This is a genomic window from Candidatus Tisiphia endosymbiont of Dascillus cervinus, from assembly GCF_964026405.1.
Lineage (GTDB): Bacteria > Pseudomonadota > Alphaproteobacteria > Rickettsiales > Rickettsiaceae > Tisiphia.
The window spans coordinates 65,661-92,341 of record NZ_OZ032146.1 but is presented as its reverse complement, the minus strand read 5'-3'; the positions used below and the strand labels follow the sequence as shown (position 1 = coordinate 92,341).

The window sequence follows — 26,681 nt, the reverse complement described above, 5'->3', positions numbered from 1 at the left end:
AAAGGTTAACTACATTTTACCATAACCATTTAGCCCCGAACTATAACAAAAATTTCAGTTACTGTCTCCGTTTTACCTCTGATCTATCGAATTTCAAAAAAAAATACTCTAGGTGCTAAAACTTCTCTGGACTCTATTGGTGATGAGGATAATATATTAGTAGTGACACCACGTGGTGTGGAGTCAAGCACTGAGGTTAGAAGCAAAGAATCAGAAAATTTTTAAACCTAACCTCAGTGTCTATTTTCTAAAAAACCCAAAAATAGGAGTTAATTATATGGCGAGCAAATTTAAAAATCAACAAAAAAAATTAACAAGTGATATTTCTTTTGAACTAGAACAAGCTGCGTTAAAACTGATTAATAATTTAGACAAAATAAACCTTGCACATATCAATCTACTTAACATAGCTTTTAAATCTATTACTAATCTTGACATTGGACAAAACCATATAGGAACGGCAGGAGCGAAGGCTTTGGCTGAAAAGCTAAGACAGCAACAACAAGCAGAGGCAGATGAAAAAGCTAGACAAGAAGCTGAGAGACTTGAGCAAGAAGCAGCTAAATTAAAAGTCATAGAGGAGGCAAAAGTAAAAGAATATGTTCCAGAGATACAGGTTGTGAAATTATTTAAGGTAGCAGATGGGGATAATCAGTTTGATAATGATGATCAGGCTACTATCAAGCAAGTATCGAATCTAATCCGAGATGGTAACGATCGTCTGCAGGAACATGGCAAGAAGGGGATATTGCTGCTTGGTAATACCGGGGCTGGTAAGAGTACACTCGCTTACGTGCTTACTGGCAGAGAACTACAGGCAATTATTGATGATGAAACTAGCGAGTTGGTTATTGACGCGATGCAGCCACTTGCCGATATTGTCATTGGTCATAAACTATCTTCCGAGACTAAGATTCCTAATAAATGTTTTGCTAAAGATAAAGACCTAATCATTTGGGATTGTCCTGGCTTTAATGACACTGATCCCGTTCAAGAAATTGCTAACAGTTTCTATATTAAAAGGCTTTTTGAAACTACAGAGCAGCTAAAATTTGTGTTGGTGATACCTGAATTGGTTTTAAATAGTGCTGTTGAAAGAGGTAGTGCTTTCCTTGCAACGTTATCTAACTTTATAAAAAGTTTTAAGGATATTGGATATATAGAAGGCAGCATATCTTTAGTAGTTACCCATGTACCACCAAACAAAAATATTCAGCATATCAAAAAGTCTATAGATAAAATATTAGCAGATAATCAAGGAGCAACAGATGAACACAAAGCACTGATTAATAAGCTCAAAGATAATGGCTCAATATATCTATTCTATAAACCAACTGACGAAGGTGAGTTAGTTGTACCTGATTTACTTGTGGCAATAGACATGTCATCCAAATATTCTAACGCTAAAGGTGATATGGTCAACATAGCTATTTCTAAGAAAGCTATGGAGTGTTCATCTCATCTGTTAAATACTGCCAGTAATAATTTTAATCAACTATTAGAGGTGATAGTTAAGGCTATTGGTAATGCAACTAAATGCTCAGATGTCAATCCACTCAATGCATTTTCTGAGAATTATAATCTTGTCAAAGATTGGATACCATCATCAATTCATTACAATAATCTCCTGCCAGGGCATAATAAAGATGAATATTTTCTAGAGCTGGAGTTATTATCAAGATTACAAAAAGTATTTAGCAAGCCAATAGATAGCATATCAAATGCTCTAATCAACTTCCAGATAGCAGTGGAGATTTTTGCTGAATATGCTGAACCTAATAATATTCAACTTCAGCATCAGATCCAAGGCTATGGTTATTGCTTACAGCAGCAATATGAATATGTGAAATTCTTTGCTAGTGTTTGTAAAAAAGCAGCTGAATTACCTGATCATGCCAAGATTGCAGAGTTAATAATAGCTTGCCATACTAAAGTAACAGAAAATCTTGAGTACCAAGTTAGCAGTTTGAATATTGATGAAGATAGGCTTGACCAAGTTTATTATCATAAAGCTATAAAGTATCTAGAGGATTATCAGGACTCTCCTGCCTGCAAGAATCTTAAGGCTATAGCCTATAGTTGCTTAGCTACTATTTCTGAGAAGGATGGTGAAAATGGGGCATTGGCTTACTATGTAAAAGCTATAGAGGCGAATAGTCATCTACCAAAAATATATGAGAAACTTGGTCAGCTATTTTTTAATAAGGGTGAATATGCTAAGGCGATTGACTGCTATAAAGTAGTTAATAATGAATTTAGTATAGAAGAATGTTTTAAAGCATGGTTAAAACAAGATAAAAGAAACCCTGATATAAAACTAAAGCAAGCTGAATATTTTGAGTCTGTAGGTTTATTTGAGAAAGCCAAAAAATGTTATCACCACGCATTCAGCCTAAGTCATGATGAAAATTTTAAGGCTGCGGCTTACAAGAAAATTAGTAAGATTATGGATAATGTTGCTGCTCAAGGGCAAAATTTTGCCACTAGAGCAGATGAGCATGATTTTTACAATTATGACCTAGTAAATGAAGAATTTACCAACAATTTACTTGGCGACTTAAAATGTGATTTGTACTGCTAAAAGATTGCAAAGCAGTTTGCTGTAAGTATACTCAATTAACCTGCAGAGTTGGCAAAATGATTAAAAGTTATAGTCTGAAATTGGTCAGTTATAAGAGTAAGCAAATTACCTTTGTATTTATCAATATTAGCAAAAAATCTATCTATAGCTTCTGAGAATTGAGCGAAATTATGGTAAAATTTATTATTTGTTACAATTCTATGCATAAATTTCCATAATCGTTCAATCGAATTAAGATTAGGGCTATAGGGAGGTAAAAATACTAATTCTATTTTGCTATTTACTAGATACTCCTTTACTTTCTTTGACTTATAATACCCAGCATTATCACAAATCAAATATATCTTCTCTTTATATTTACAACAAGTCATAAAATATTTAGATGCCATTGTTGCTAATAATAAAGTGATACTTGATGCTTTAAGTGGTAAATAAATTATTTACCCTCATTTTTTAAAGATTGTAGCTATTTGAGGTAATGAAATAAAAAATTTGAATGTGTAGCGACTTGATATTTCTGATTAACCCGAGTTGCCAATTAATTATACTGGCAAAAGCTATATTTAACGCTGGTTTCATGTGAGGCTCGATACTAAAACATTTTTAATACAAACATATTTCTAAAAAATATAGTTTTTATTAAGTGTTTTAATGTTACAAATTAACTTCAAATGTTCATAAAACCTAGCTCTGCTCTTATAAATTAATTGGCAACTCGGGTTGATTAATGTCGCCACACATTAAATCTTAATTAGCTAAATTATGTGCTTATTTAATAATAATTCTATTGTTTCCAGTTTAGCATTATTATAACAAATTTTACCAAAAAATCATTAATAGAGGAAAACCTCTATACTTTTGGGAGTTAGCTAGTTTATCATTTTTTAAAGCCATTGCCACCCATCTTACTTGCCCACCACAATAGGGACAAAGCTAGCAGAAATGTTAATAAGAACAGATTACCAAATATCACCTCGAGTCCAAATTTTACAATAACTTCAATTAATCCGCCTTTACCTGCAGCAATTATATATTCATTAATTTCTCGCTGCTTTTTCCTCTATAAAATATCTTCTACTAGTGCTTCGGTAAAATTAGGGTCATATTTTAAACCTGATTCACCATATTTTTGCTCAAACTCTTCCTTGGTTAATTTGTTATTATAACTTTTAAAATATTCAGCAATATCCCGTAATTCAGGATCAATAATATCTTGTGGGTCAAAAGCTTGCCATAAAGTTAATAGGCTTGGACTATCTGCATAAGCTTGCCTAGCAGACGCCCGCCAAACATCTAGTTTACTACTACCTAACAAATCAACGATACTTTTATTAAATCTACGCTCCGGTAATAAGGTAGAATAGTAACGCGGGGGAATTGGTTCGTTATTTGACCGATAATATGAGTATACTTCCTCATTTTGAAGCTTTATTTCTTGAGGATAAGTTTTTCTGAATACTTTCTCTCTTAATAACTCCTTTTTTAATCCAAGACTTTGTTCTTTGGTATTAGGATACTCATTTAATGATTGATTCAATTCTTGAAATGGACGCATTACTATGTGTAATTTTTGATGAACATTTGCTGAATCCTGGATTGGAGAATATAACTCTAGCATTGATCCCATAGTGAGTTTTAATGATGGGCTTTTATTCTCATATGCCCCTAACTCAATTGTAAAGTATGAATCATTGCTAGATTGATTTATATTTAAAATAATAGTTATATTAGTACTTGTGTTAGGACTTATCACTTTTGGTAGTAATATAGATTTAGCAGTTTTGGCACTCGGTAGGTTATTACCCTCAGCTTTACAGGTACTAATTAATATTAATTGTGCTAATAAAATATTTAATAATGATATTATCCTTGAGTTCATATGTAATTTCCTCATTGATGAATTAAGACTTTATAAATAACCTAGGGAAGTTTTAGGCTATCTGTGATAGTATCTCTTATTTCATCAAGATTTTTAATCATTTTTTATAAGTAATTCTTAGTTAGTCCAGCAATGCTAAATTGAATTGAGATCAAAGGAATATGTTGGTAAATACAGAGAGTACATCCCTTTCTTTCAATACTTCCTTGATTTTAATAGCTAAATTAGGCACTGACTTAATAATAATTTTAGCCACTGTATCTAGTTCAACACTGCTATAATAAATTTTACAAAAAAATCACTAATAGTGGAAAAAACCGCTGTACTTCTAGGATTAATGAGGATATGTGTGAAGATGATACTACGTGGTGTGGTGTTAAGCACCGAGGTTAGAACAAAGATCGGAAAATTTTTAAATCTAACCTCAGTGTCTATTTTCCTAACGAACAATAGGGGTTAATTTTATGACTACCAATGTTAAAGATCAACAAAATAATTTAACAAATGAAAAAATAAATAATATCACTAACATTGCTGCACAAATACTTAGAGAAGTTTTGCAGAGCAATAATATAACTTATATAGAATTTATCGAAGTTCGTATAGGTTTAGAAGGAATTGAAATAGTTGGCAAAATTTTAGAACATAATAAGCTTATAACCGCAATACGTCTTTGCGACAACGATATTGATCTTGAGGGACTAAGTCTGCTTATCGAACTGTTAGAGAATAATCATAGTTTGATTAATATAGATATTGAATATAATAATATCGGGGTTCAAGGACTAATCATACTAGATGAATTTCTAGAAAATAATAAAACCATAAAGCAAATAAGTCTTAGAGGCAATGATATTGGTGATGAGGGAGCGGATATACTGGCAGGACTTCTAACAAATAATGAAATTATAAAGCAAGTGGATATTGGTAGCAATAATATTAGTGATAAAGGAGCAATCATACTAGCAAGACTTCTAAAGAATAATAACACTATAAAGACAATATGTCTCAATAATAATATTATTAGTGATGTTGGGATTGTCCAGCTTGTTAAAGCTTTAGAAACTAATAGAACCATCAGTCAAATAGACCTTAGCTATAACAATATAGCTGACAATGGGGCAATAACACTGGTGAAACTTCTAGAGTCTAATAATAAAATTACAAGCAAGATAATAATAGATTTCACAGATTTTGACAATGAAAATATTAGTTACCAAGTAGAAGAGCTGTTAATTGAGACTCTAGAAAGCCACAACAAAAAACTGGGGGTATAATTTTAAAAATATTCATCTTTTTTAAAATAATAAATATATTGATGTGATTAAAAAGGTATCTATTACACCAAAAAAGATCATGTTTTGCTTGCAACAATATCACGGTACTCAAATAAAAACCTAAATGTTATAGGGAAGATTTTTGTACATAGGTGAATTTGCAAAATTCTTTTTGTAATATCTATGCCGATTATAGTAATCTACATATATTAGATAGCTGCATTACAAATATATGAAAACTGTTTTACCTGAACACTCCCTGATAATTCAAGAAAGACTTGATAATATTGTCAGAGAGATTCTGAATAGACCTCTTTCGAAACTCGCTTGTGCTGAGGGATTTGAAGGAGACGCTTCACCTCGAACCGCAGCGTACTCTAATTCCGTTACGGATTCGAGTACCGCATCGACGTACAAATCACCAGCAGAAGTAGAGTTTCGAAGGAGGTCTATTATTTCCAAGTGTCCGTATGACTAATCCATTCCTTAGTATTACCTATCCTTTCATCTGCTAATTTAGCTAATATTTTGTCCTCTTGAAGTTCTAGACTAGTTATAATAAGACCTTTTGCTACTTTAGATAGGGATTCATACATTATTTTTAACGTTCTATAACTTGCCTCAAATACAAAATCTCTTTTACCTAATATGAACATATATGTTAAGTGCTATAATAATCGTTTAGCTGCCATAAGATTTATTTGTTATGACTCAATTGTATCATATCTGATACAGAATATCAATAAGCTGATCGATGTAAATAGTGGTATTCGGTTAAGTTTTTAACTTATCTATTTTAAAGCAAACTCATAATAAATCAAAAAGACCCATATTTAGGCTTAGAGCGTAATAATTCAAAAACTAGGTTTTTTCTGTGACCATAATGATACTAAAAAGCCGTGTAATAGCCTTAAAATAATAAATAGGGGTATCTATGATAAACCACTTGATCAAGTTACTCTTGCTACGAGTTAAAACAATTATTTTTACAATAACCAAAAATTATTAATGCTAAAAAAATGTGACACTTGGCTCTAATACTGAGGTTACTTGGATAATTTAATGCAAACTCAACTTGACTCGTCCAGTATTTAATCTATCTCTGAATGCATAATACTTGTATCAAAGGAAAAAATATGCCAGACAAAGCAACAAAATCAATAATTTTAGTTCGTGTTTCAACAAGGGAGCAAGAAGAAGGGTATTCAATTGAAACTCAAAAATATAGATTAGTAGAATATTGCCAACGTAAAAATCTTGAAGTTATCGAAACTTTTGAAATTATCGAATCTTCAAGCAGAGGTGATCGCAAACAATTTAAAGAGATGATCAAATTTGCTAAAAGCCATAGAGAAACAATTGCTATAGTTGCTGATAAAGTAGATCGAGTACAAAGAAGAATCTCAGAAATTTCATTACTAGAAGAACCAATAAAAGCTGGTAAGATAGAATTACATTTTAGAACAGAAGGTTACATAATAGATAAAGATTCTCAGTCTCATGCAAAGCTAATGTGGGGGATGAACGTATTGATGGCACAATCTTACGTTGATAGTTTAAGTGATAACGTTAAAAGAAGCCTAGATCATAAATTGCGTAAAGGAGAGTGGATAGGGCCAGCTCCTCTTGGTTACCTAAATAGTCGAGATGAAAGAGGAAACAGTATAGTAATTCTCGATCCTTTAAGAGGTTCTATCATAAAAAAACTCTTTGAAGAATATGCAACAGGAATGTATACTCTTAGGTCTATGGTAAACATGGCTAAAGAATTAGGCTTAAGAAGTAAAAAGAATTGTCACCTAAATAAAACTGTTATACATCGTTTAATACAACAACCATTTTATTACGGTGAGATGAGAGTAAAAGGAGAGATGTGGTCACATAGTTACCAAGCAATTATAACAAAAGAGACTTTTATGGCATGTAAAGATGTACGTTTAGGTTGGAAGAAGAAGCCATTCAAATATGGTGGGAAAGATTTCCTCTTTAGAGGATTAATCACCTGTGCAGTAACTGGCAAAATGGTAACATCTGAAATTCATAGTAAAACATATTCAGATGGCAAAGTGGACGAATGGACATATTTAGCTACTTGGGATCCACATAACCTAGACAAGAAAATATATATAAGGGAAGATGAGGTTTTAAAGCAAATAGAAGAGGTTTTTAAAAGAATAGGTATAAGGGGGAGACCCGGAAATGCTAAAAGAGACCCTTGCCTATTTAAAAAATACAAATGAGCTAAAAAAAGATGAGCATGGGCAAGCGACGGCTGCTTTAAAGAAAGAACATACAGAAAATGAAAATAAACTAAATTCATTAATTGATTTAAGATTAAGCGGCGAACTAAGCAAAGAAGAATTCCAAGCAAAGAAACAACAATTAAAAGATCGTCAATATGAAATTGCTCGTTTACTTAAAGTTTATGAGGAAGCAGACGATAAATTTACTGATACGGTTACAATGCTAATAACTCTAGCTTCTGAAGCCTATGAAACCTTCAAAGGTTCTGAAATGCCCCAAAAACGCAAAATGATAAATTTCGTATTTCAGAACCTCAAACTAAGGGGCAAAAAACTTGAGACCTCTCTACGTTTTCCGTTCGATATTTTTGAAAAAACGACAACTTGTACAAAAATGGCGGGGCGTAGTGGACAATTTCAGAACCACGATAGACATAAAATTACTGATTATTCAAACGCTTACAGTCTCTTACTAAAGCTCTGTAACCTGATATTGTAAATCCATATTTTTACCACAAAAAGCCATGCAGATTTTTAGTATTTGTTTAACATGTTGATGCTCTTTTACTTTAGTATCATATTTCCTATCAATAATTTGTTGTAGACCAGACCCTGCTATAGTCGTTAAATCTTCTGAAGGTTTAGCGATTTTATACTCGATAATCATAGCTTTGTCACCTTTACCAGCTTTGGGGATCATAATTACATCAGGGCGTCCATCACCTGATTCTTGCTCACTTGATATTATATAGCTCGGTGCTAGCATATTAACAATCCCTAGCATAAAGCCGCTATAAAATAATTCGGCTTTTTTTTCTCCTACTTGGTGAAAACTAGTGCTACCCAGCAGTAACTCCTGCATTCTTTGTTTAAACTCCTCTATTTTACCAGCTGGTAGTAAGCTCATTAGTGGATAATATAACGAGCTATCCATTTGTAATTGTTTACCAAGCCATTGCAGTAATCGAGTTTCATAAATAAATTTTACTTCTTCATTTGGTGCACTTAATTCAAAAATATTTCTTGTTGGCTCAACAGCGGTAGGATTTAAATAGCCACTAAATAATAATAAGCTAAACAAACCTGAACGTGAACTAATATCAGCAAAACTTATCTGTTTCATAATAGGAGCAATAATAGCTTTACCAGCAGCCAATACTTGAATATCCTGCTGCATCTCATCTGATAATAAAACATTATCAATCCAACCAGTTCCTCCACTGTCAACCCAATAATAATCAAGCTCACCTTCACTTGCTAAACACTGCATAATTGACCAAGGATTATAGATGACTTCTCCCCCAAATTTATAACCATTATACCAATCCTTAATTTTTTCTAGACTAGTAGTAAGCGGCACTTTAGTTAATAACTCATCTACTTCTATCTGGGTAAATCCATAGCTCATCGCAAATTTTTTATCTAACAAACTATATTCCCGAACATTATTTAGCCCAGAAAATAACTCAGCTTTAGCAATCCGCAGAATTCCAGTAATAACTCCCCTTTCAACTGGCAATTCTTGATCGCCAGTTTCCTTTTTAAAGGTAGATTTCATGATTCCACGAAAAATTTCTAATACTTTTTGAAATTCTGCCTCATTAGTACCAAAGCATCTATAAGCACTATTAATGGGCGTATCATATTCATCAATCAATACCCAAGGCTTTTTATTGTAATGTTTGTACAGCAAGTGGCTTAAAATAGCCAAACTATTTTTGATATTGTCTAGAGTTACCTCGCCAAATAAATATTGGTTGAAATCTGCTCGTTCATCTGATGCAAGCTTATCACTATTAGCTAAATATCTATGTGACTGAAATAATTTCCGTAACTGGCTTTTTACTCCTTGTTCAATATCGTGATAGCTTGAACCTTCCACGCTTTTAAATGTGATGAATATTATGGGAAATTGACCTTGATATTCCAAAATAATATGTGGATACTCAGCTACTTTGAGCTTTTGAAGTAATTTTTTTCTACCAGTTGCAAGTCCTAAATCTATTTCTCCACCTGTAAATAATTTGATATTGTTCTGATGCTCTAATGATGAGGGATTGCCATGCTCATCTATTTCTATTTCAAAGAATCTCCTAATCATATCCATGTTCAAGCTCTTACCCCAACGTCTTGGTCGGGTAATTAGAATTACTTCTCCACTGTCTTCTAGTAATTCTTTGATTATTAAGCTTTTATCAACAAATACATCACTATTTAACAATAACGTTTTAAAGTCATCAGTACCTATCCTCATGCTAGGTGGATTACTATTATTCTTAACAGGATCAGTATCTTTAAATTGCGTATTAGTACCCGAAAGTTTAACTATCATACTAGTTGATTATATTTGAAAATTACCATAAAGCCTTATATCTAACAAATTGTAGCACAAATAAGCTAGCATCACTAGTAATTTAAGCAAATACAAAAATAAACGACCCGGTGAAAAACTTCTGCCAAAATGCCGCAAGCCCGGTACTATAACTTTTACTACAGCTATCCCTATATCCTTTGTAAATTGTAATCAGGTTTTCCCCCTTTAGAGCAAAGATTGTAACGAAAAATGACCCCTCTAAAAAAGTAACAATATCTCCAGAAAATTAATATTTTAAATATTTTTTTAAGGAGTTTTTAGGGAGTGTTTATCGTGGAATCAATTGCAAAAATACGCAAAATGTATCATGTTGATGGCAAAGCAATTAAAGCAATTGCCAAAGAGCTTAATATATCAAAAAATACCGTTAAGAAAGTTATACGCAGTGATGCAACCAAATTTGAATTAGCCAAATATACTAAAGCTAAGCCAGTTTTGGGGGAATATCTTGCGATGTTAAATCAACTATTAGCAGAGAATATCAAAGAACCAGTCAGACGTAGGATGACTGGTAAGAAGCTATACGAACAGTTGAAGATATCAGGTTATCAGGGTAGTTATGAATCTGTAAATCTAATCGTTAGGAGTTTTCGGAGAACCCATGAAGCAAAAGGTAAGCAAGTTTTTATTCCATTAAATTTTGAAGCTGGTCAGGCGTTTCAATTTGATTGGGGAGAAGAAGAAATATGTTTAAATGGGGATGTTACTAGAGTTAAATCCTTACTTTTACCCACAAATATAAAATTAAGTATAAAATAATATTGAATTATATACTTAAAATATAAGAAGGGGAAAGAATGAGGCATATACAAGCATTATCTAATGCTTACAACTTAGGTGATAAGTGGTTAGAAAGGGAATTTAGGCATGTTAACTCAATGATAGGTAAGGCACTAGTTTGACTAGTGAGACCATCAAGGCTTGGCCTTTAGATTTAGTATAAAATAAGAAGTTATCATATATAACTTCTTTGGCTTGACGGTCAAAGGAGAAAATATATGACAACATACGAAAGTTTAAATTATTCTAAATGGGATTGCAAATATCATATTGTGTTTATTCCAAAGTGTCGAAAAAGAGAATTGTACGGGAAGGTTAGAAAATATCTTGGAAACGTATTCCATGAGTTAGCTTTTCAACGAGGGAGTAAGATCATAGAAGGTCATATGGTACAAGATCATGTCCATATGCTCATCAAAATTCCTCCTAAATATTCTGTAGCCGAAGTAATAGGCAAAACTTACGCTATGAGAAAAAAAATGGTACATTATGTTGAGTATAATTTACAAATGCCAAGAGGATAAAATTGCAAGCAATACCAGTTAATAGGACAGATTACTGTCAATTTCTAATAGTGAGTCAAAAGAATTATAGTTTGACCTACTATGCTGAACATGCCAAAAAATGTAGCCATGATGTTATTAATAGATTTTTAAAAAATGAAAAATATACACCTTCTTTGTTATGGGAACATATTAAGGATGATGTTATTTTATCGCCTAACGGATATACAATATTTGATGATACGGTGTTAAATAAAAGAAATACCAAGAAAATAGAAGTTGCTAGATCACAGTACAGTGGGGCTACAGGTGGTATTACTACTGGTATAGGAGTAGTAAGTTTGGTATATTATAATCCGGATATTAATAAGTTTTGGGTAATAGATTACCGAATTTTTTCGCCCGAACATGATGGAGCGACAAAAGTAGAACACCTATTAAATATGTTAAATAATGCTGTGTATAGCAAAAAGATTCCTTTTCAAACTGTGCTTTTTGACACATGGTATGCTACGCATAAAATTATGCAACATGTTGATTCCTTGGGTAAATATTATTATGCTCCTATTAAAGCAAATAGAAACGTTACTAAAACTTCCTCTTCTAAGCCTTATAAAGCTGTTAGCAAGTTAACGTTTTCAGATGAGGAAATTAAGAGCGGAGTGGAGATTCATATAAAGGGCTTTGCAAAAGATAAGCATGTTAATTTGTTTAAACTTACTGTTTCTACCAACAGAGTTGATTATATTGTTACCAATAACAAAACTCAAAAATCTTCTAAAGCCGTACAAGATGAGTGTGGCTTTCGTTGGGTAATTGAGAGCATGCATAGAGAAATCAAGCAACTTACCGGTATAGAACGATGCCAATGCAGAAAACAACGCATCCAGCGTAATCACATTAGTTGTGCATTTTTAGTGTGGGCTTTTCTAAAAAGAACTGCACACAAAATAGGTAAGACGGTTTATCAAATAAAGTTAGGGCTTTTAGATCATTATATGCAACAGCAGTTACGTTCACCCTCTTTACGCTATTTAGAACCTTACATAGCGTAAGTTTTGTAACATAACCCGAGTTGCCAATTAATTATACTGGCAAAAGCTATATTTAACGCTGGTTTCATGTGAGGCTCGATACTAAAACATTTTTAATACAAACATATTTCTAAAAAATATAGTTTTTATTAAGTGTTTTAATGTTACAAATTAACTTCAAATGTTCATAAAACCTAGCTCTGCTCTTATAAATTAATTGGCAACTCGGGTTAACATAACAAAATTCATTGTACGATGTTTAAGAAAATCTAGTGGATAGTGAGTAATGGCTTGTTTATAAGCAGATTCCATTTCTTGTAACTTTATAGGATCTGCTGTAGAGGCATAAATCCTAGTATCACCAAAAATTAATGGATCAACCCATCTAGGAGTGTAATGAACTTTAAGCTTCTCAAAACTATATAAATCTAGGTCTTCTTTAACATATTTTGGCACTAAATCATCATTATTGATAGCAACACTTACTCCAGCAATATCAAATAATTGACGTAATTGCTCTGCATGACTTTCAGTAGAAAAATGCTTAGTAAGTTTAGCATTACCATATATTATTAATAGCGAAATTATGCAGGTTAGTATTATTCTTATTAACAAGCTAGTTTTAAGATAAATTGACAATAACAAACAAAATCAAAATTGGAGCTATAAATTGTGCTTGAAACTTAACACCAACAACATAAAAAACAATTAATAGTAATCCTGTAATCACCCAAAGAGGGGCAGGGTTTTGACGGTAAGTATGAAAAATACAAGTAGCTACTACAAAGAAACTACCAAAGGCAAAAGCTACATCTTTCCAAATTGTTCCAGATTGGGATAATATATTAGGTAGAAATGGTATTAATAAGTAAAGCCATCTGTATTTATTCTGTGAATCAGCATAGAAAAGCAGCAATACTCCACCCCACAACAGTCCTAAATTCAGCAAGAGCATCGTCTGCGGACCTTGGTAAATATAATGAAACAAGGACCATACCATTGACATTAACGGTGGGTGATGTGAAAAATAGTTTTTATTGATACTCTGCCCATATTGATCAAAACTATCAAACGACATACCCCCAGGATAGGTAGAGGCAAAATGTAAAGACATTAAGAATAAACACAAAATGACAGGGGAATATTTACGCAAAAACTCTGTACAGCAATTCATGTTCACAATTTATTCTGATATTCCAGCCAGTTTTGGATTAAAATTAAAAATTTTAATCCAAAACTGAGGTTTCAAATATGATGATCTATAAGCCGGATTTTGTATAAATAATATTTCTATTATCTACTGCAGTTATTTATCTAGGATAAATATTACCATTTATCTCAAGCGATCCACCCACATTACTTCTAGTCAGAGATGCCTAGGAACACGTAAGTTCTGTAATGCCTATTTGATCTTGCTCTTGGTGGGGTTTACCATGCGTAGCTTGTTACCAACCTACCGGTATGCTCTTACCACACCATTTCACCCTTACCAAAATTTGATAACAAATTTTGGCGGTATATTTTCTGCGGCACTTTCCCTAAAAGATTACTCTTCCGCTGGACGTTAACCAGCACCATATCTCTGTAGAGTCCGGACTTTCCTCGTAAATTCTAGTATAGATATTTACGCAACTGCACGACCATCGAAGTGATTATGTTCTGAAATAATATTTCCGTCAATAATTATTTAAAATTATTATTCTAGGATACTTAGTGCTAGTTAAAAACCTGCTATTATTGATCTTTTCAAGATAATAATAGTTAAATTTATGGTAGTGAGTATAAAATTTGCCGCTGAATTACGGGATAAATTATATGGATTAAATCTTTCTGACCCAAAACATCTACAATTTTACCAAGAAATGGTATTTATTTTTATTAAAGGTAATGAAAATGAAATATTACAAGTATATAAAGACATTAAGGGATACAACACTATAGGGATAGGCTTTAACATGGATAATCCAAGAGCAAAAATTGTGTGGCAGACAATATTCCAAGGTTCTTTATCATTTGACAAAGTTTATAATGGCGATAAAGCTACAAAACTTACGCTATGTAAGGTTCTAAATAGCGTAAAGAGGGTGAACGTAACTGCTGTTGCATATAATGATCTAAAAGCCCTAACTTTATTTGATAAACCGTCTTACCTATTTTGTGTGCAGTTCTTTTTAGAAAAGCCCACACTAAAAATGCACAACTAATGTGATTACGCTGGATGCGTTGTTTTCTGCATTGGCATCGTTCTATACCGGTAAGTTGCTTGATTTCTCTATGCATGCTCTCAATTACCCAACGAAAGCCACACTCATCTTGTACGGCTTTAGAAGATTTTTGAGTTTTGTTATTGGTAACAATATAATCAACTCTGTTGGTAGAAACAGTAAGTTTAAACAAATTAACATGCTTATCTTTTGCAAAGCCCTTTATATGAATCTCCACTCCGCTCTTAATTTCCTCATCTGAAAACGTTAACTTGCTAACAGCTTTATAAGGCTTAGAAGAGGAAGTTTTAGTAACGTTTCTATTTGCTTTAATAGGAGCATAATAATATTTACCCAAGGAATCAACATGTTGCATAATTTTATGCGTAGCATACCATGTGTCAAAAAGCACAGTTTGAAAAGGAATCTTTTTGCTATACACAGCATTATTTAACATATTTAATAGGTGTTCTACTTTTGTCGCTCCATCATGTTCGGGCGAAAAAATTCGGTAATCTATTACCCAAAACTTATTAATATCCGGATTATAATATACCAAACTTACTACTCCTATACCAGTAGTAATACCACCTGTAGCCCCACTGTACTGTGATCTAGCAACTTCTATTTTCTTGGTATTTCTTTTATTTAACACCGTATCATCAAATATTGTATATCCGTTAGGCGATAAAATAACATCATCCTTAATATGTTCCCATAACAAAGAAGGTGTATATTTTTCATTTTTTAAAAATCTATTAATAACATCATGGCTACATTTTTTGGCATGTTCAGCATAGTAGGTCAAACTATAATTCTTTTGACTCACTATTAGAAATTGACAGTAATCTGTCCTATTAACTGGTATTGCTTGCAATTTTATCCTCTTGGCATTTGTAAATTATACTCAACATAATGTACCATTTTTTTTCTCATAGCGTAAGTTTTGTTTAAATTACCCTGACCCCTCTTATAAACATTTATACTTGAATTTTTTTAATCTATCTGATATGTATTACCTTGGATAGGTGTCCGAGTGGTTTAAGGATCTAGTCTTGAAAACTAGCGTGCGGGCAACCGTACCGTGGGTTCGAATCCCACCCTATCCGCCACTGTGGTACAAGTCATCGTTTTTTTTAAAATATCGAAAGGGAAACGTAGAGAGGTCTCAAGTTTTTTGCCCCTGACGTTTAAGGTTCTGAAATACGAAATTTATCATTTTGCGTTTTTGAGGCATTTCAGAACCTTTGAAGGTTTCATAGGCTTCAGAAGCTAGAGTTATTAGCATTGTAGCCGTATCAGTAAATTTATCGTCTGCTTCCTCATAAACTTTAAGTAAACGAGCAATTTCATATTGACGATCTTTTAATTGTTGTTTTTTTCTTTGAAATTCTTCTGTGCTAAGTTCACCACTGATACTAATTATCTTTCAATATAGAATGAAGATGGTATAATTTAAGTTATAGAATAAAAATAAAAAAGCTAATGTCAGGTTATTAATATGTTTATCCATCAGAAACAGTTTGTCGGATGGAATTTTTGTTAAAATCAGCCTCAGATATGATAGCATTTCGTAAGATTCAATGTATTTATTTACGTACCAAGTTTTTATATTTACCTAAACAGATTTCTGAAATTACCGGTTTAAGTATTAGTCGAGTTAGGCAAATTCATACAGCTTATTACAAACTCGGAGAATCAGTATTAAAAGAAACTAAAAGAGGTGGTAGGAATCATTGCTATATGGACGAGGCTAATGAAAGTAAAATACTGGAATCTTTTAATCATAGAGCATCACAAGGGGAAATTGTAGTAGTCAGAGAAATACAGAAAAAATATGAAGAAGTTTTGCAAAAGAAAGTAACTAAATCAGCAATCTACAAAATTTTACATCGTCATTGTTGGCGTAAAGTTTTCCCTCGTCCCCATCATCCAAAACAAAATAAAGATGAGATGGAAACTTTTAAAAAAACTTCAGCTCAGTGGTTACCGCCGCAAATACACAATCTAAATCACAGGGACTTGAATTACAAGTGATGTTTCAGATGTCAATACACTTATCCTCACTTTATTAATTCTAGTACCTTTTATATTATTTGGAGCTATAGCGTTAGAATATCATTGTACAAATTTTTTAATTGGGGCAGATAAAGTTTCATATATTAATAGTTTTATTAATTATACAAGGGTAGATATTAAGTACGAGGATATAAAAGAACTAAGTTTAAAATGTGGTGTCTTACAACGTATTTTTGGATTGGGTACTGTTTCAATGATTAGTAACGCAACTATGAATCAAGTTGGTGTAACATTTTATAGTCTAAAAATCCCCATAGAGTTTACGAATTGATTCAAGCAAGAATAGCTGAGCATAAGAAATTGCAATTGAAATAACCACATGCAAGGATAGGAAAAATAAATGAACCAAATAATAACTAATGACCATAATTCTTTGATAGAGGATATAAAACTTCTGATAACTCAAGCCAAGAGTCGAGTAGCAAGAGTAGCAAACTCTGAAATGACCATGATATATTGGCATATAGGTAAGAGAATTAAGGAAGAGACTCTTAAAGATACAAGAGCAGAATACGGGCAGCAGATCATTCAAACACTGGCACAGCATCTCTCAGCTGAATATGGTAGAGGATTTACCCGTGCAGGATTGTTTAGAATGCTACAGTTTTATGAAGTTTTTCAGAAAGATCAAATTGTCGCGACACTGTCGCGACAATTGAGCTGGAGTCATATAATAGAGTTATTGCCATTGAAAGAACAAAACCAAAGAGAATTTTACGCATATATGTGTATACAAGGTAATTGGAGTGTACGGCAACTTCGCACTAGCATCCATAAGATGACTTATGAAAGAAGCGAATTATCCAAGAAATCTGAAAAACATAGTGGACAAATCTTGTCGTTATTAAAATCAAATAATGAATTAGTTCCAGAATTAGTGTTAAAAGACCCATACATATTAGAATTTTTAAATTTGCCTGATGCACCTTATGAAAGTGATCTAGAAAGTGCTATTTTGCAGCAAATTGAACAATTTATTTTAGAGCTTGGTACAGGATTCTCATTTGTTGCACGTCAAAAGCGAATGACCATAGATAATGAGCATTTTTACTTAGATTTACTTATGTATAATCGGAAACTCAAAAGGTTAGTAGCGATTGAACTCAAAACTGGCAAATTTAAGGCAGAATATAAAGGACAAATGGAGCTTTATATAAATTGGCTTAAGAAGTATGAGACCTTTGAAGGAGAAAACCCACCAATTGGTATTATTCTTTGCACTGAAAAATCACATGCTCAAATTGAGCTTTTGGATGTATCAGCAAGTGGTATACATGTAGCAGAATATTGGACCGAATTGCCACCTATTAAGGTCTTTGAGAAAAAAATTCAGGAAATAGTCCTACAAGCAAAAAATCGATATGACCAAAAAGCAGTAGAAATAAAAAAGCATTAGTAAATTATGAATGTTATTAATCAAGAGGAAGCGGATATCAACTTTATGCCCATAAACTCCGTATGTTTGAACCTAACTATTCTACGTTGGTTATCAGCTATTATATTCTTGGCTGCTACTTCTGCTGGTAATTTATTCGTGCTACCGGTACTCTGCTCCTCACGTACATCATCGTCCGCTGCGGGTTGAGATTCCGTGGCTTCTTTAAATTCTTCAGCATAAGCGAGTTTGTCAAAGATATCTAATATATAATCACTCAATACCCAAAATCTTATGAGTTTGTAAGGAAAGGCGATGACCATACTTAATGGTCAAATCAATAGCTAACCGTTCATTTTCTTTATTTAGCAACAGATTATTTTGATCCATAGGCTGAATAAATACTGGTATATTATACTTGCTTTGTCCTACTTCTGGTATGTTAGAGTATTTGGGTATATTTTTAGCCACCAAAAATTTTAGGGCATTAATATGAGATAGTAAGTCATCTCTCAATAGTGCATAACCATTTTTCCCAGCTTTTGGTGAGCAAACTATATGGACTTTATCTGGAAGATCACGATATAATGTGCCATTAGTTTCAATTTGCACTATATAATCCAAATCTAATAATTTGTAGCACAATAATTCTATAGGTTGACGAAAAGGCTCACCACCAGTTATAACCACTAATTTGATATTAGATATCTTGCATAATTCTACTTTTGCTGGTAATTTGTGCGTGCTACCGGTACTCTGCCCCTCACGTAGATCTAAATACGCTGGGGATTGAGATTCCATGACTCCTGCAAATTCCCTAGCAGAAGCGAATTCTGCAAGAGGTCTATTAATTGCCAGTTTTTCAATTTCTTCGATAATATTGTTAATAGTTAATATATTAAAATCTTCAAAGTCGGTATCGCAGAAATTACAAGCAAGATTGCATCCGCCAAGCCTAATAAAAATAGCAGGCATACCTACAAAAGGCCCTTCTCCCTGAATAGTCTTAAAAATACTTTTGATTTCTAGATTAGTTCCATCATTAAATATTGCTGGTCTTTTAGGATTTTGTCCAAACATAATATACTCAGGTAGAACTTCAAGAATTAAGGTCGTTGTGTCTAAAGATTTCAGCTGCTCCGTTACTCATGTACCCTAGCTGCTCGACTTTGCTACTGCATAGCTCTTCTTGAAATTGACCTCTTCGTCTATCAACTCTTGAAATCATAGCAGTATAAAAGCCAATTATTAGATTCATTGAGGAAGCAATATACTGACAAACTCAGTTTTTGATAAGTCAACTACAGGCTTTACAAGAACCTTTTCTGCATTTGCTTTTTTTACGTAACCTACCGTTATGCCGTAAGGGTAAATATTACCATAACCAGATGTTATAACTTTTTCGCCTTTTTGGACAAGATGAGTTTTTGGTAAATAGAGTATTTTGCTACCATTACCATAACCGCTCATGATACCTTTCTCTTTTGAAGATACGGTAGTGATCGGGATTCGAGAGTTTACGTCATTAACTAAAATTATTTTAGAGTAATTGTTGCTTACTTGTATTACTCGTCCAACTAATCCTTCACTGTTGGTAACTATCTGATCAACTTCCACACCATGTCTTACTCCAGCTGACACTAAAGCAGTTTTACTGAAGGGGTTTAATGAAACACTTAGTAATTTAGCACTGACATAGTTATATTGTTCTTCTTCTACAACTGATAGTAGTTTTTTTAGTTCTTTATTCTCATATTGGATCAAATATATATTACTCTGTAACTTTCTTAGTCTTGCCACTTCTAATTGTAGTTCGATATTTTCTCTTGCTAAATCTCGTAAATAAATAAAATTTTGGGTTATTAAATTAATTTGCTTAAATATGTTTTCATGAATTAGCAATCCACCAAAAATAACATGTCCAACGACTTCAAGAGAAATGGAAGAAAATCTTTTTGGAGCAGCAAGAAATAAGTAAAGTGAGGCGATAACAAAAAATAAAACGAAAACACGTCTCAAAGTAACAAGTATAAATCTAGCAAACTCTACCATTTTACTAGAACGCTTTATTCTGTTTGCAAGTAATGCCATTGGTTAATCTTGTTTAAATAACACATGCTTAAATTTTTGAAAATCTTCTAGTACTTTTCCCGTACCAAGAGCTACGCATGATAGTGCTTGATCCGCAATAATTACCGGCAGTTTAGTTGCTTCTTTTAGGACATGATCTAAGTTTCGGAGTAATGCCCCACCACCAGTCATAACAATTCCTGTATCTACAATATCGGATGAAAGCTCTGGAGGAGTGCATTCCAACGCCACTTTTACTGCTTCTACAATTTGACTAATTGGTTCAATTAGACTGTCAGCAATTTGTCTTTCGTTTAGTAGCATTTCTTTAGGGATACCATGGATTAAATCTCGTCCTTTAATTTCCATTACTCTTGGTTCTAAACTATCATCTACGTAAGCAGCTCCAATCTGCTTTTTGATTTTTTCTGCTGTAGCTTCGCCGATTAGTAAATTATAATGCCTTCTAATATAAGAAATAATAGACTCATCCATTTTATCGCCACCTACCCGTACTGATCTAGCATACACAATACCACCTAATGATAGGACGGCTACTTCTGTTGTCCCTCCACCTACATCAACAATCATTGAACCAGTTGCTTCTGTTACTGGTAAGTCGGCACCAATTGCTGCTGCCATAGGTTCTTCTATAAGGTATACATCTCTACCTCCTGCACTCTCTGCTGCTTCTTGAATAGCCCTACGCTCAACTGGTGTAGAACCTGAGGGTACACAAATTATAATCATTGGACCAGTAAATGATCTACGATTATGTACTGTTCTGATGAAATATTTTATCATTTCTTCAGCTCCTTTAAAGTCGGCTATAACACCATCTTTTAGTGGTCTTTTTGCTTCAATGTCTGTTGGGGTACGTCCTAACATATTTTTTGCTTCCTGACCAAATGCGTATGGCTTAAATGCTCCGTCCACTTTAATCAATGCAACTACAGAAGGTTCGTTAAGTACGATTCCTTTGCCTTTGACATACACTAAAGTATTAGCCGTACCAAGATCTATGGCCATATCACATACAAATTTCCTGAAAAAGTTTGTTAGCATTTTTATTTCTCCAAAATCAAATCATTTTAACGCATCAGGTTTCTTGAGAATGCATAATAACAAAATTACTGAAAAATAATATACATATATTTGGCAATAAAATAGCTAAGAAAGGGGGGGTTGCATTATATGCGAGTATTTTAAACAAAATCTCTAATAGGAAATAAATAATAAAACCTAGAAATAAGCCAATTACTAAGATTTTCTCTTGAGAATTATCACGTTGCTTGAGACTAAAAAAGCAGGCTGCTAAAATCACTGTGGTAGCCATAATTATAGGCTTAAATAACTGTTTATAGAAATAAATTTGATAGTTAGTTATTGGCAAACCAAATTCTACTAAATGTTTAATTGTATCTGGTAAATCCCAAATAGCAATCATCTCAGGATTTATAAAACTATTTAGTAAGTTACTTATTGATAAATTTGTTGGAACGGTAAAATGCTCATATTGTTTGACATTATAGTTATCCGAAATTTTTACAGAAGTTAGTTTTAAATTATTATCAACTAAAATAGCATATTCCCCATCAATTCTTTTTAAGAAATTATTTTTGTCATCTAAAAATAATATAATAATCTTATTTAACTTATTGTTCACTACATCAATAGACCCAGCCTGAATAATTCTTTTATTGCCTTGATAATTCTCAAAAAATAGTAAACCAGATTTTGATATTATCAAATTATTAGATGTCTTTTTACTCAATTTTGCTTCTAAAGATTCATATTTTTGTAAACCAAATGTACCAATAGGGTTGCATATAGTTATTAGTATTATACCAAAAATCACCGTTGCAAAAACTGGAACAGCAATAACCCTCCAAATATGGATACCATTGCATAAAATAGTTATTAGTTCGTTATGTTTAGTTAGTCTTTTTAGAAAAAATAACATCGCAATGAAGCTAAGAAGAGAAGCTACTTCATTAACTAAATAAGGTATTTTATATAATACAAGTTTCCAAAAAAAATGTGTTGGGATATATACAGCTTTAAATTTTTGCAAAAGGTCAAAGATATTTGAAAGAATTAAAACCCCGATAAGCAGAAGCAATATACCGATGAAATAGCTACAATATAGCCTGAGTAGGTAAATTGAAAGAGTTTTAAAATTAATCATTTTAAAATAAAAATTGGTGACCGTAGTGGATGATTTTACAACCAAAAGTGAAGTAAAAACTATTATAAAACACTACTACTCATATAATAACTATATCAGTAATAATACTCGATAATCAAGTTTTTTCTAAGTCATTGTCAATAACATGTTATTGACATTTGCTTCTAATTAATCTAGAGATATAATAAAATATAGTCTAATATTTATGGCTCGATATTATTATTAACTTGTTATGAATCATCTAAACCAAATATTAAAATCTGCACAAAGCAGAATAGAATCAACTCAAGCTCTATCAGAGTTGCAACAAATTAGGGTGGAGTTTCTTGGGAAACAAAGCTTACTTAACCAAGAAATGAGAAAGCTTGGTAGTCTTGAGCAAAATGATCGTAAAAAGTTAGGCGAGGCAGTTAATCTGCTTAAAGAACAGATTAGTAATTTGCTAGAAGCAAAACAAGCAGCCTTGGAGGAAATTGAATTAAATAAACGATTTGCTGAAGAAAAGACAGATTTAACAATTCCAGCTCGGCAGTATAAGAAGGGGAGCATACACCCCATTACCCAAGCTACTGAAGAATTAATTCAAGTATTTACAAAATTTGGGCTAACCATTAAGGATGGTCCAACTATTGAGAACGATTGGTATAATTTCACTGCCCTAAATTTTTATGAAGATCACCCAGCAAGGCAGATGCACGATACTTTCTATCTAAAGGCAAAAGAGGCAGAACACCCCCTATTGTTACGTACTCATACTTCACCGATACAAATCAGGACGATGCAAAATGGTAAACCGCCTTTTAGATTTATTGCTCCTGGTAGAACTTATAGGTCTGATTCCGATATGACACATACACCAATGTTCCATCAGATTGAGGGTTTGGTGATCGATGAAAATATCAATATGGGGCATTTAAAATATGTTATCACTGAATTTATCAAGGATTTTTTTGAACAAACAAATATTGACATACGTTTTAGACCAAGTTTTTTTCCGTTTACCGAGCCATCGGCAGAAGTGGATATTAAGATGCAGGGTAGCAATAAATGGCTTGAGGTGCTTGGTTGTGGTATGGTTCATCCAAATGTTCTTAAAAATGTTAATATAGATAGTGATCTCTATCAAGGGTTTGCCTTTGGTCTAGGTGTTGAGCGTTTTGCTATGTTAAAATATGCTATCAAGGATCTCAGGCAATTTTTTGAAGGAGATATAAGATGGTTAAAACACTATAACTTCTCTGCTTTTGACTTGCCAACTCTAGCTGGAGGGTTAACAAGATGAAATTTACTTTATCTTGGTTAAAAAAATTCCTAGATACCGAGAGTTCTGTTGAGGAAATTGCTGAATGTTTAACTATGCTTGGTCTTGAAGTAGAAGAAATAATAGACAGAAGGACGGAACTAAAGGATTTTGAAGTAGCTCATATACTAGCTACTAAACCCCATCCATCGGCAGATAAACTTAAGATATGTCAAGTCCAAACTAATGAGGAAATTTTACAAATAGTTTGTGGAGCAAGTAATGCTAGGGAGAATATTAAAGTAGTATTGGCAAAAATAGGTTGTGAAATTCCAAATGGTAAATTTAAAATTAAAGAATCAGTAATTCGCGGAGAAAAAAGTTGCGGAATGTTATGTTCTGAAGCAGAACTATTAGTGGGTACTAATTCTGATGGTATAATAGAACTGATGCCCGATGCTAAAATAGGAGAACCATTTATACAATATTATGGGTATGATGACCCAGTTTTTGATATTAACGTTACCCCAAATCGTGGTGATGCTCTTGGCGTCTATGGTATAGCTAGAGACCTAGCTAGCAAGGGTATTGGTACGCTTAAAGAATTAGAAGTGCCATCAATTGCCGGAGAATTTAAATCTACTTTGGCTTTAAAGATAGAAAATAAAGAAGCCTGCCCATTATTCTGCTTTCGGGAAATAAGAAATTTACAAAACAAGACAAGCCCTGATTGGTTAAAGCAATTATTGCAAAATATTGGGCTAAAACCGGTTTCAGCCCTAGTGGACGTCACTAACTATATATCGTATAGTTTCGGGCAACCAATGCATGCTTACGATAGAAGTAAATTATCAGATAAGCTGCAAATTACACTACTTAAAGAAAAAACTAAATTTCTAGCTTTAAATGGCAAAGAATATGATTTAGATGAAGAATCTTTGGTAATTCAAGATGATAGGCAAGTACTTACTCTTGCTGGTATTATAGGAGGTGATAGTAGTAAAAGTGAGCTTGGGACGCAAAATATTTTGCTAGAAGCGGCGTGTTTTTCTGCTAAATATATTACTAAAACGGGGAGATCTCTACAGATTGATACTGATTCGCGTTATCGTTTTGAACGTAATATTGATCAGGCATTTACCTTAAAAGCCTTAAATATTGCAAGTAAAATGATTTTATCTATTTGTGGAGGTGAAATTTCTAATATAGTGTATAATGAAGGGTTTGCTTTTGTACAAAAATCCTTGGACTTCCCTATAAATTGCCTAGCTAAAATAACCGGTCTAAACTTAAGCAAAACAGAGATTTGTAACATTTTAAAAAATCTTGGCTTTATTATAGTAGATATAGGCGATACTCTCAAACTTACCATACCATCTTGGCGACATGACATCACAATTAAAGAAGATATTGTTGAAGAAATTGTTCGTATTTACGGCTATGACAAATTAGAGCCGATTAAATTACCAGAAATGCAACTAACAAGGATTATACCTAAGGAGCAACGAAGAATTTCTGATATTAAAAGAATTTTAGCCAGTTATGGGTATGATGAGGTAGTAACAAATTCATTCATGGATAGTGAAATAGCAAAATTATTTGCTCCAATAAAAGAGGAGTTATTTTTGCTAAATCCTATTAATGTTGATAATAATTATATGCGACCTAGCATCATTCCTAAATTACTTAAATTAGTTCAAAAGAATTTAACAAGATCCATTAAAGAAATTGCTTTGATGGAATTGGGACCAATCTTTAACTCTTGTACATCAGATGGAGAATTAATTTTTGCTTCTGCAGTAAGATGTGGGCTATATAATGAAAAAGATTGTCATTCTGCAGCTCGCTTAGTAGATGTTTTTGATATTAAATCTGACTTAGAAAATGTTTTAAATTATGTAGGTCTACCGATTGATAAGTGTCAATTTGCTCCTATTGATTTACCTTATTACCATCCGACAAAATCAAGCCTTATAAAACTTGGTAAAAATGTTATAGCCTATTTTGGGCAAATTCATCCCTCTATATTAAAACATTTTGATATTGACTGTCAGATATTTGCCTTTGAAATAGATATTGCCAATATACCATTTGCTAAAGCAAAATTTGCTAAAAGAGACGAGTTTATTGTTTCTGACTTCCAGCCAACCTTTAGAGACTATGCTTTTGTAGTTGATCTAGAGCAGCCGGTTAGCAAGATAATTGCTTATATCAAGAATTCTAATAAAAAAATGATAAAGTCTGTTGATCTATTTGATGTGTACTCGGGAGATAAACTGCCTTCCGGTAAAAAATCGGTGGCAATTAAGGTGCAATTTCAAGCAGATGATCGGACGTTAAATGAAGCAGACCTAAATTTATTAAGTCAAGAAATTGTTACAATTGTTCATGAGAAATTCCAAGGTAAGTTAAGAGAATAAACTCCTACTTTCAGACTAAATATATATCCAAAAAATGCTAAAGTAACCTAAGTATCGATATGAGGCATGGATTTAACATTAGACTTCTTTCGAAACTCTACTTCTGCTGGTGATTTGTACGTCGATGCGGTACTCGAATCCTCACGTACATCAAAGTACGCTGCGGTTCTGCGTTCCGCGTCTCCTTCAAATCCCTCAGCACAAGCGAGTTTCGAAAGAGGTCTATTCTCGATGTTCCACGAAGGCACAACTGTTGAAAGTTAAAAAATCGTCTAAACGCCGTTAGGCACTGTGGCAATCTTCATGATAGTCAAAACCTCCTTCACAAGATTGCCACGTCGCCGCTTGCAGCGACTCCTCGCAATGACGGTTTAAACCTTACAACAGCACTTCGCTAATAGACGATTTTTTAACTTCCAACAGGTTGTGATACT

General features: G+C 33.0%; 26 protein-coding genes, 1 tRNA gene and 1 other RNA gene. 14 read left to right on the top strand and 14 right to left on the bottom strand.

Annotated features, from left to right (window positions below):
- Window positions 1-277: 277 nt before the first annotated feature.
- The gene (locus tag AAGD19_RS00425; protein ID WP_341747855.1) at window positions 278-2,581 is read left to right on the top strand and encodes a leucine-rich repeat domain-containing protein; all 2,304 of its coding nucleotides are present in this window, start codon (window positions 278-280) and stop codon (window positions 2,579-2,581) included.
- 35 nt (window positions 2,582-2,616) lie between these two features.
- Here the strand turns inward: AAGD19_RS00425 and AAGD19_RS00420 are convergent, their stop codons facing one another.
- Both AAGD19_RS00420 and AAGD19_RS00415 read right to left on the bottom strand, forming a co-directional pair.
- Complete coding sequence (locus AAGD19_RS00420; RefSeq protein ID WP_341747854.1) at window positions 2,617-2,970, bottom strand: transposase; 354 nt, start codon at window positions 2,968-2,970, stop codon at window positions 2,617-2,619.
- A gap of 671 nt (window positions 2,971-3,641) precedes the next feature.
- Entirely contained in the window at window positions 3,642-4,460 is an 819-nt protein-coding gene (locus AAGD19_RS00415; RefSeq protein ID WP_341747853.1) for a hypothetical protein, read from the bottom strand.
- 464 nt (window positions 4,461-4,924) lie between these two features.
- Between AAGD19_RS00415 and AAGD19_RS00410 the strand changes: the two genes are divergently transcribed.
- Both AAGD19_RS00410 and AAGD19_RS00405 read left to right on the top strand, forming a co-directional pair.
- Window positions 4,925-5,737 (top strand): hypothetical protein, encoded by an 813-nt coding sequence (locus AAGD19_RS00410; RefSeq protein WP_341747852.1) that lies wholly within the window; start codon window positions 4,925-4,927, stop codon window positions 5,735-5,737.
- 232 nt (window positions 5,738-5,969) lie between these two features.
- On the top strand, window positions 5,970-6,215 hold the full coding sequence (locus tag AAGD19_RS00405) for a palindromic element RPE1 domain-containing protein (RefSeq protein ID WP_341747851.1): 246 nt from the start codon (window positions 5,970-5,972) through the stop codon (window positions 6,213-6,215).
- On the opposite strand, the gene AAGD19_RS00400 is transcribed toward AAGD19_RS00405, so the two are convergent.
- Complete coding sequence (locus AAGD19_RS00400) at window positions 6,190-6,393, bottom strand: hypothetical protein (RefSeq protein WP_341747850.1); 204 nt, start codon at window positions 6,391-6,393, stop codon at window positions 6,190-6,192. The genes AAGD19_RS00405 and AAGD19_RS00400 overlap by 26 nt on opposite strands.
- Window positions 6,394-6,873: 480 nt before the next feature.
- Between AAGD19_RS00400 and AAGD19_RS00395 the strand changes: the two genes are divergently transcribed.
- Entirely contained in the window at window positions 6,874-7,977 is a 1,104-nt protein-coding gene (locus AAGD19_RS00395) for a recombinase family protein (protein WP_341747849.1), read from the top strand.
- Window positions 7,937-8,479, top strand: coding sequence for a hypothetical protein (locus AAGD19_RS00390; RefSeq protein ID WP_341747848.1), 543 nt, complete (start codon window positions 7,937-7,939; stop codon window positions 8,477-8,479). The genes AAGD19_RS00395 and AAGD19_RS00390 overlap by 41 nt, the downstream gene beginning before the upstream one ends.
- Here the strand turns inward: AAGD19_RS00390 and AAGD19_RS00385 are convergent.
- A complete protein-coding gene (locus tag AAGD19_RS00385) occupies window positions 8,453-10,312 on the bottom strand; it encodes an AAA family ATPase (RefSeq protein ID WP_341747847.1) in 1,860 nt (619 codons plus the stop codon). The two genes, AAGD19_RS00390 and AAGD19_RS00385, sit on opposite strands and share 27 nt — an antisense overlap.
- 315 nt (window positions 10,313-10,627) lie before the next feature.
- On the opposite strand from AAGD19_RS00385, the gene AAGD19_RS00380 reads away from it, so the two are divergent.
- The 3 genes from AAGD19_RS00380 to AAGD19_RS00370 all read left to right on the top strand — a co-directional run bounded on the left by AAGD19_RS00380 (window position 10,628) and on the right by AAGD19_RS00370 (window position 12,692).
- A complete protein-coding gene (locus AAGD19_RS00380; protein WP_341747846.1) occupies window positions 10,628-11,113 on the top strand; it encodes a helix-turn-helix domain-containing protein in 486 nt (161 codons plus the stop codon).
- A 239-nt stretch (window positions 11,114-11,352) separates the two neighbouring features.
- On the top strand, window positions 11,353-11,658 hold the full coding sequence (tnpA, locus tag AAGD19_RS00375) for an IS200/IS605 family transposase (protein ID WP_410520813.1): 306 nt from the start codon (window positions 11,353-11,355) through the stop codon (window positions 11,656-11,658).
- A gap of 50 nt (window positions 11,659-11,708) precedes the next feature.
- Window positions 11,709-12,692, top strand: coding sequence for a transposase (locus AAGD19_RS00370; RefSeq protein WP_341747601.1), 984 nt, complete (start codon window positions 11,709-11,711; stop codon window positions 12,690-12,692).
- A gap of 192 nt (window positions 12,693-12,884) precedes the next feature.
- On the opposite strand, the gene AAGD19_RS00365 is transcribed toward AAGD19_RS00370, so the two are convergent.
- The 4 genes from AAGD19_RS00365 to AAGD19_RS00350 form a co-directional block, all read right to left on the bottom strand.
- Complete coding sequence (locus AAGD19_RS00365; protein WP_341747845.1) at window positions 12,885-13,310, bottom strand: hypothetical protein; 426 nt, start codon at window positions 13,308-13,310, stop codon at window positions 12,885-12,887.
- Window positions 13,294-13,749, bottom strand: a complete 456-nt coding sequence (locus AAGD19_RS00360) for a hypothetical protein (protein WP_341747844.1) — start codon at window positions 13,747-13,749, stop codon at window positions 13,294-13,296. Before AAGD19_RS00360 ends, AAGD19_RS00365 begins: the two co-directional genes overlap by 17 nt.
- Before the next feature lie 168 nt (window positions 13,750-13,917).
- Window positions 13,918-14,319: RNase P RNA component class A (gene rnpB / locus AAGD19_RS00355), an RNA gene on the bottom strand.
- Between the two features lie 401 nt (window positions 14,320-14,720).
- Window positions 14,721-15,704: a transposase gene (locus AAGD19_RS00350; RefSeq protein ID WP_341747601.1), complete on the bottom strand. Its 984-nt coding sequence runs from the start codon at window positions 15,702-15,704 to the stop codon at window positions 14,721-14,723.
- A gap of 193 nt (window positions 15,705-15,897) precedes the next feature.
- Between AAGD19_RS00350 and AAGD19_RS00345 the strand changes: the two genes are divergently transcribed.
- From AAGD19_RS00345 to AAGD19_RS00335, 4 genes are all read left to right on the top strand, one after another.
- A tRNA-Ser gene (locus tag AAGD19_RS00345) sits at window positions 15,898-15,987 on the top strand.
- Between the two features lie 418 nt (window positions 15,988-16,405).
- Window positions 16,406-16,912 carry a winged helix-turn-helix domain-containing protein gene (locus tag AAGD19_RS00340; protein ID WP_341747843.1) on the top strand — a complete coding sequence of 169 codons (507 nt, stop codon included), beginning with the start codon at window positions 16,406-16,408 and terminating at the stop codon, window positions 16,910-16,912.
- Window positions 16,902-17,225, top strand: coding sequence for a PH domain-containing protein (locus AAGD19_RS07435; protein ID WP_410520848.1), 324 nt, complete (start codon window positions 16,902-16,904; stop codon window positions 17,223-17,225). Before AAGD19_RS00340 ends, AAGD19_RS07435 begins: the two co-directional genes overlap by 11 nt.
- 69 nt (window positions 17,226-17,294) lie before the next feature.
- Complete coding sequence (locus AAGD19_RS00335) at window positions 17,295-18,350, top strand: YhcG family protein (RefSeq protein WP_341747842.1); 1,056 nt, start codon at window positions 17,295-17,297, stop codon at window positions 18,348-18,350.
- Window positions 18,351-18,370: 20 nt separating this feature from the next.
- Here the strand turns inward: AAGD19_RS00335 and AAGD19_RS00330 are convergent, their stop codons facing one another.
- The 5 genes from AAGD19_RS00330 to AAGD19_RS00310 all read right to left on the bottom strand — a co-directional run bounded on the left by AAGD19_RS00330 (window position 18,371) and on the right by AAGD19_RS00310 (window position 22,587).
- Window positions 18,371-18,610, bottom strand: a complete 240-nt coding sequence (locus AAGD19_RS00330; RefSeq protein ID WP_341747841.1) for a palindromic element RPE1 domain-containing protein — start codon at window positions 18,608-18,610, stop codon at window positions 18,371-18,373.
- Complete coding sequence (locus AAGD19_RS00325) at window positions 18,603-19,409, bottom strand: palindromic element RPE1 domain-containing protein (RefSeq protein WP_341747840.1); 807 nt, start codon at window positions 19,407-19,409, stop codon at window positions 18,603-18,605. Before AAGD19_RS00325 ends, AAGD19_RS00330 begins: the two co-directional genes overlap by 8 nt.
- Before the next feature lie 174 nt (window positions 19,410-19,583).
- A complete protein-coding gene (gene mreC, locus AAGD19_RS00320) occupies window positions 19,584-20,420 on the bottom strand; it encodes a rod shape-determining protein MreC (RefSeq protein ID WP_341747839.1) in 837 nt (278 codons plus the stop codon).
- 3 nt (window positions 20,421-20,423) lie between these two features.
- Entirely contained in the window at window positions 20,424-21,464 is a 1,041-nt protein-coding gene (locus AAGD19_RS00315; protein WP_341747838.1) for a rod shape-determining protein, read from the bottom strand.
- Window positions 21,465-21,498: 34 nt separating this feature from the next.
- The gene (locus AAGD19_RS00310; RefSeq protein WP_341747837.1) at window positions 21,499-22,587 is read right to left on the bottom strand and encodes an LptF/LptG family permease; all 1,089 of its coding nucleotides are present in this window, start codon (window positions 22,585-22,587) and stop codon (window positions 21,499-21,501) included.
- Between the two features lie 232 nt (window positions 22,588-22,819).
- Between AAGD19_RS00310 and pheS the strand changes: the two genes are divergently transcribed.
- Together pheS and pheT are read left to right on the top strand one after the other, a co-directional pair.
- Entirely contained in the window at window positions 22,820-23,869 is a 1,050-nt protein-coding gene (pheS, locus tag AAGD19_RS00305) for a phenylalanine--tRNA ligase subunit alpha (RefSeq protein ID WP_341747836.1), read from the top strand.
- The gene (gene pheT, locus AAGD19_RS00300) at window positions 23,866-26,247 is read left to right on the top strand and encodes a phenylalanine--tRNA ligase subunit beta (protein ID WP_341747835.1); all 2,382 of its coding nucleotides are present in this window, start codon (window positions 23,866-23,868) and stop codon (window positions 26,245-26,247) included. The genes pheS and pheT overlap by 4 nt, the downstream gene beginning before the upstream one ends.
- A 47-nt stretch (window positions 26,248-26,294) precedes the next feature.
- On the opposite strand, the gene AAGD19_RS00295 is transcribed toward pheT, so the two are convergent.
- Window positions 26,295-26,495 carry a palindromic element RPE1 domain-containing protein gene (locus AAGD19_RS00295; RefSeq protein ID WP_341747834.1) on the bottom strand — a complete coding sequence of 67 codons (201 nt, stop codon included), beginning with the start codon at window positions 26,493-26,495 and terminating at the stop codon, window positions 26,295-26,297.
- Window positions 26,496-26,681: the final 186 nt, after the last annotated feature.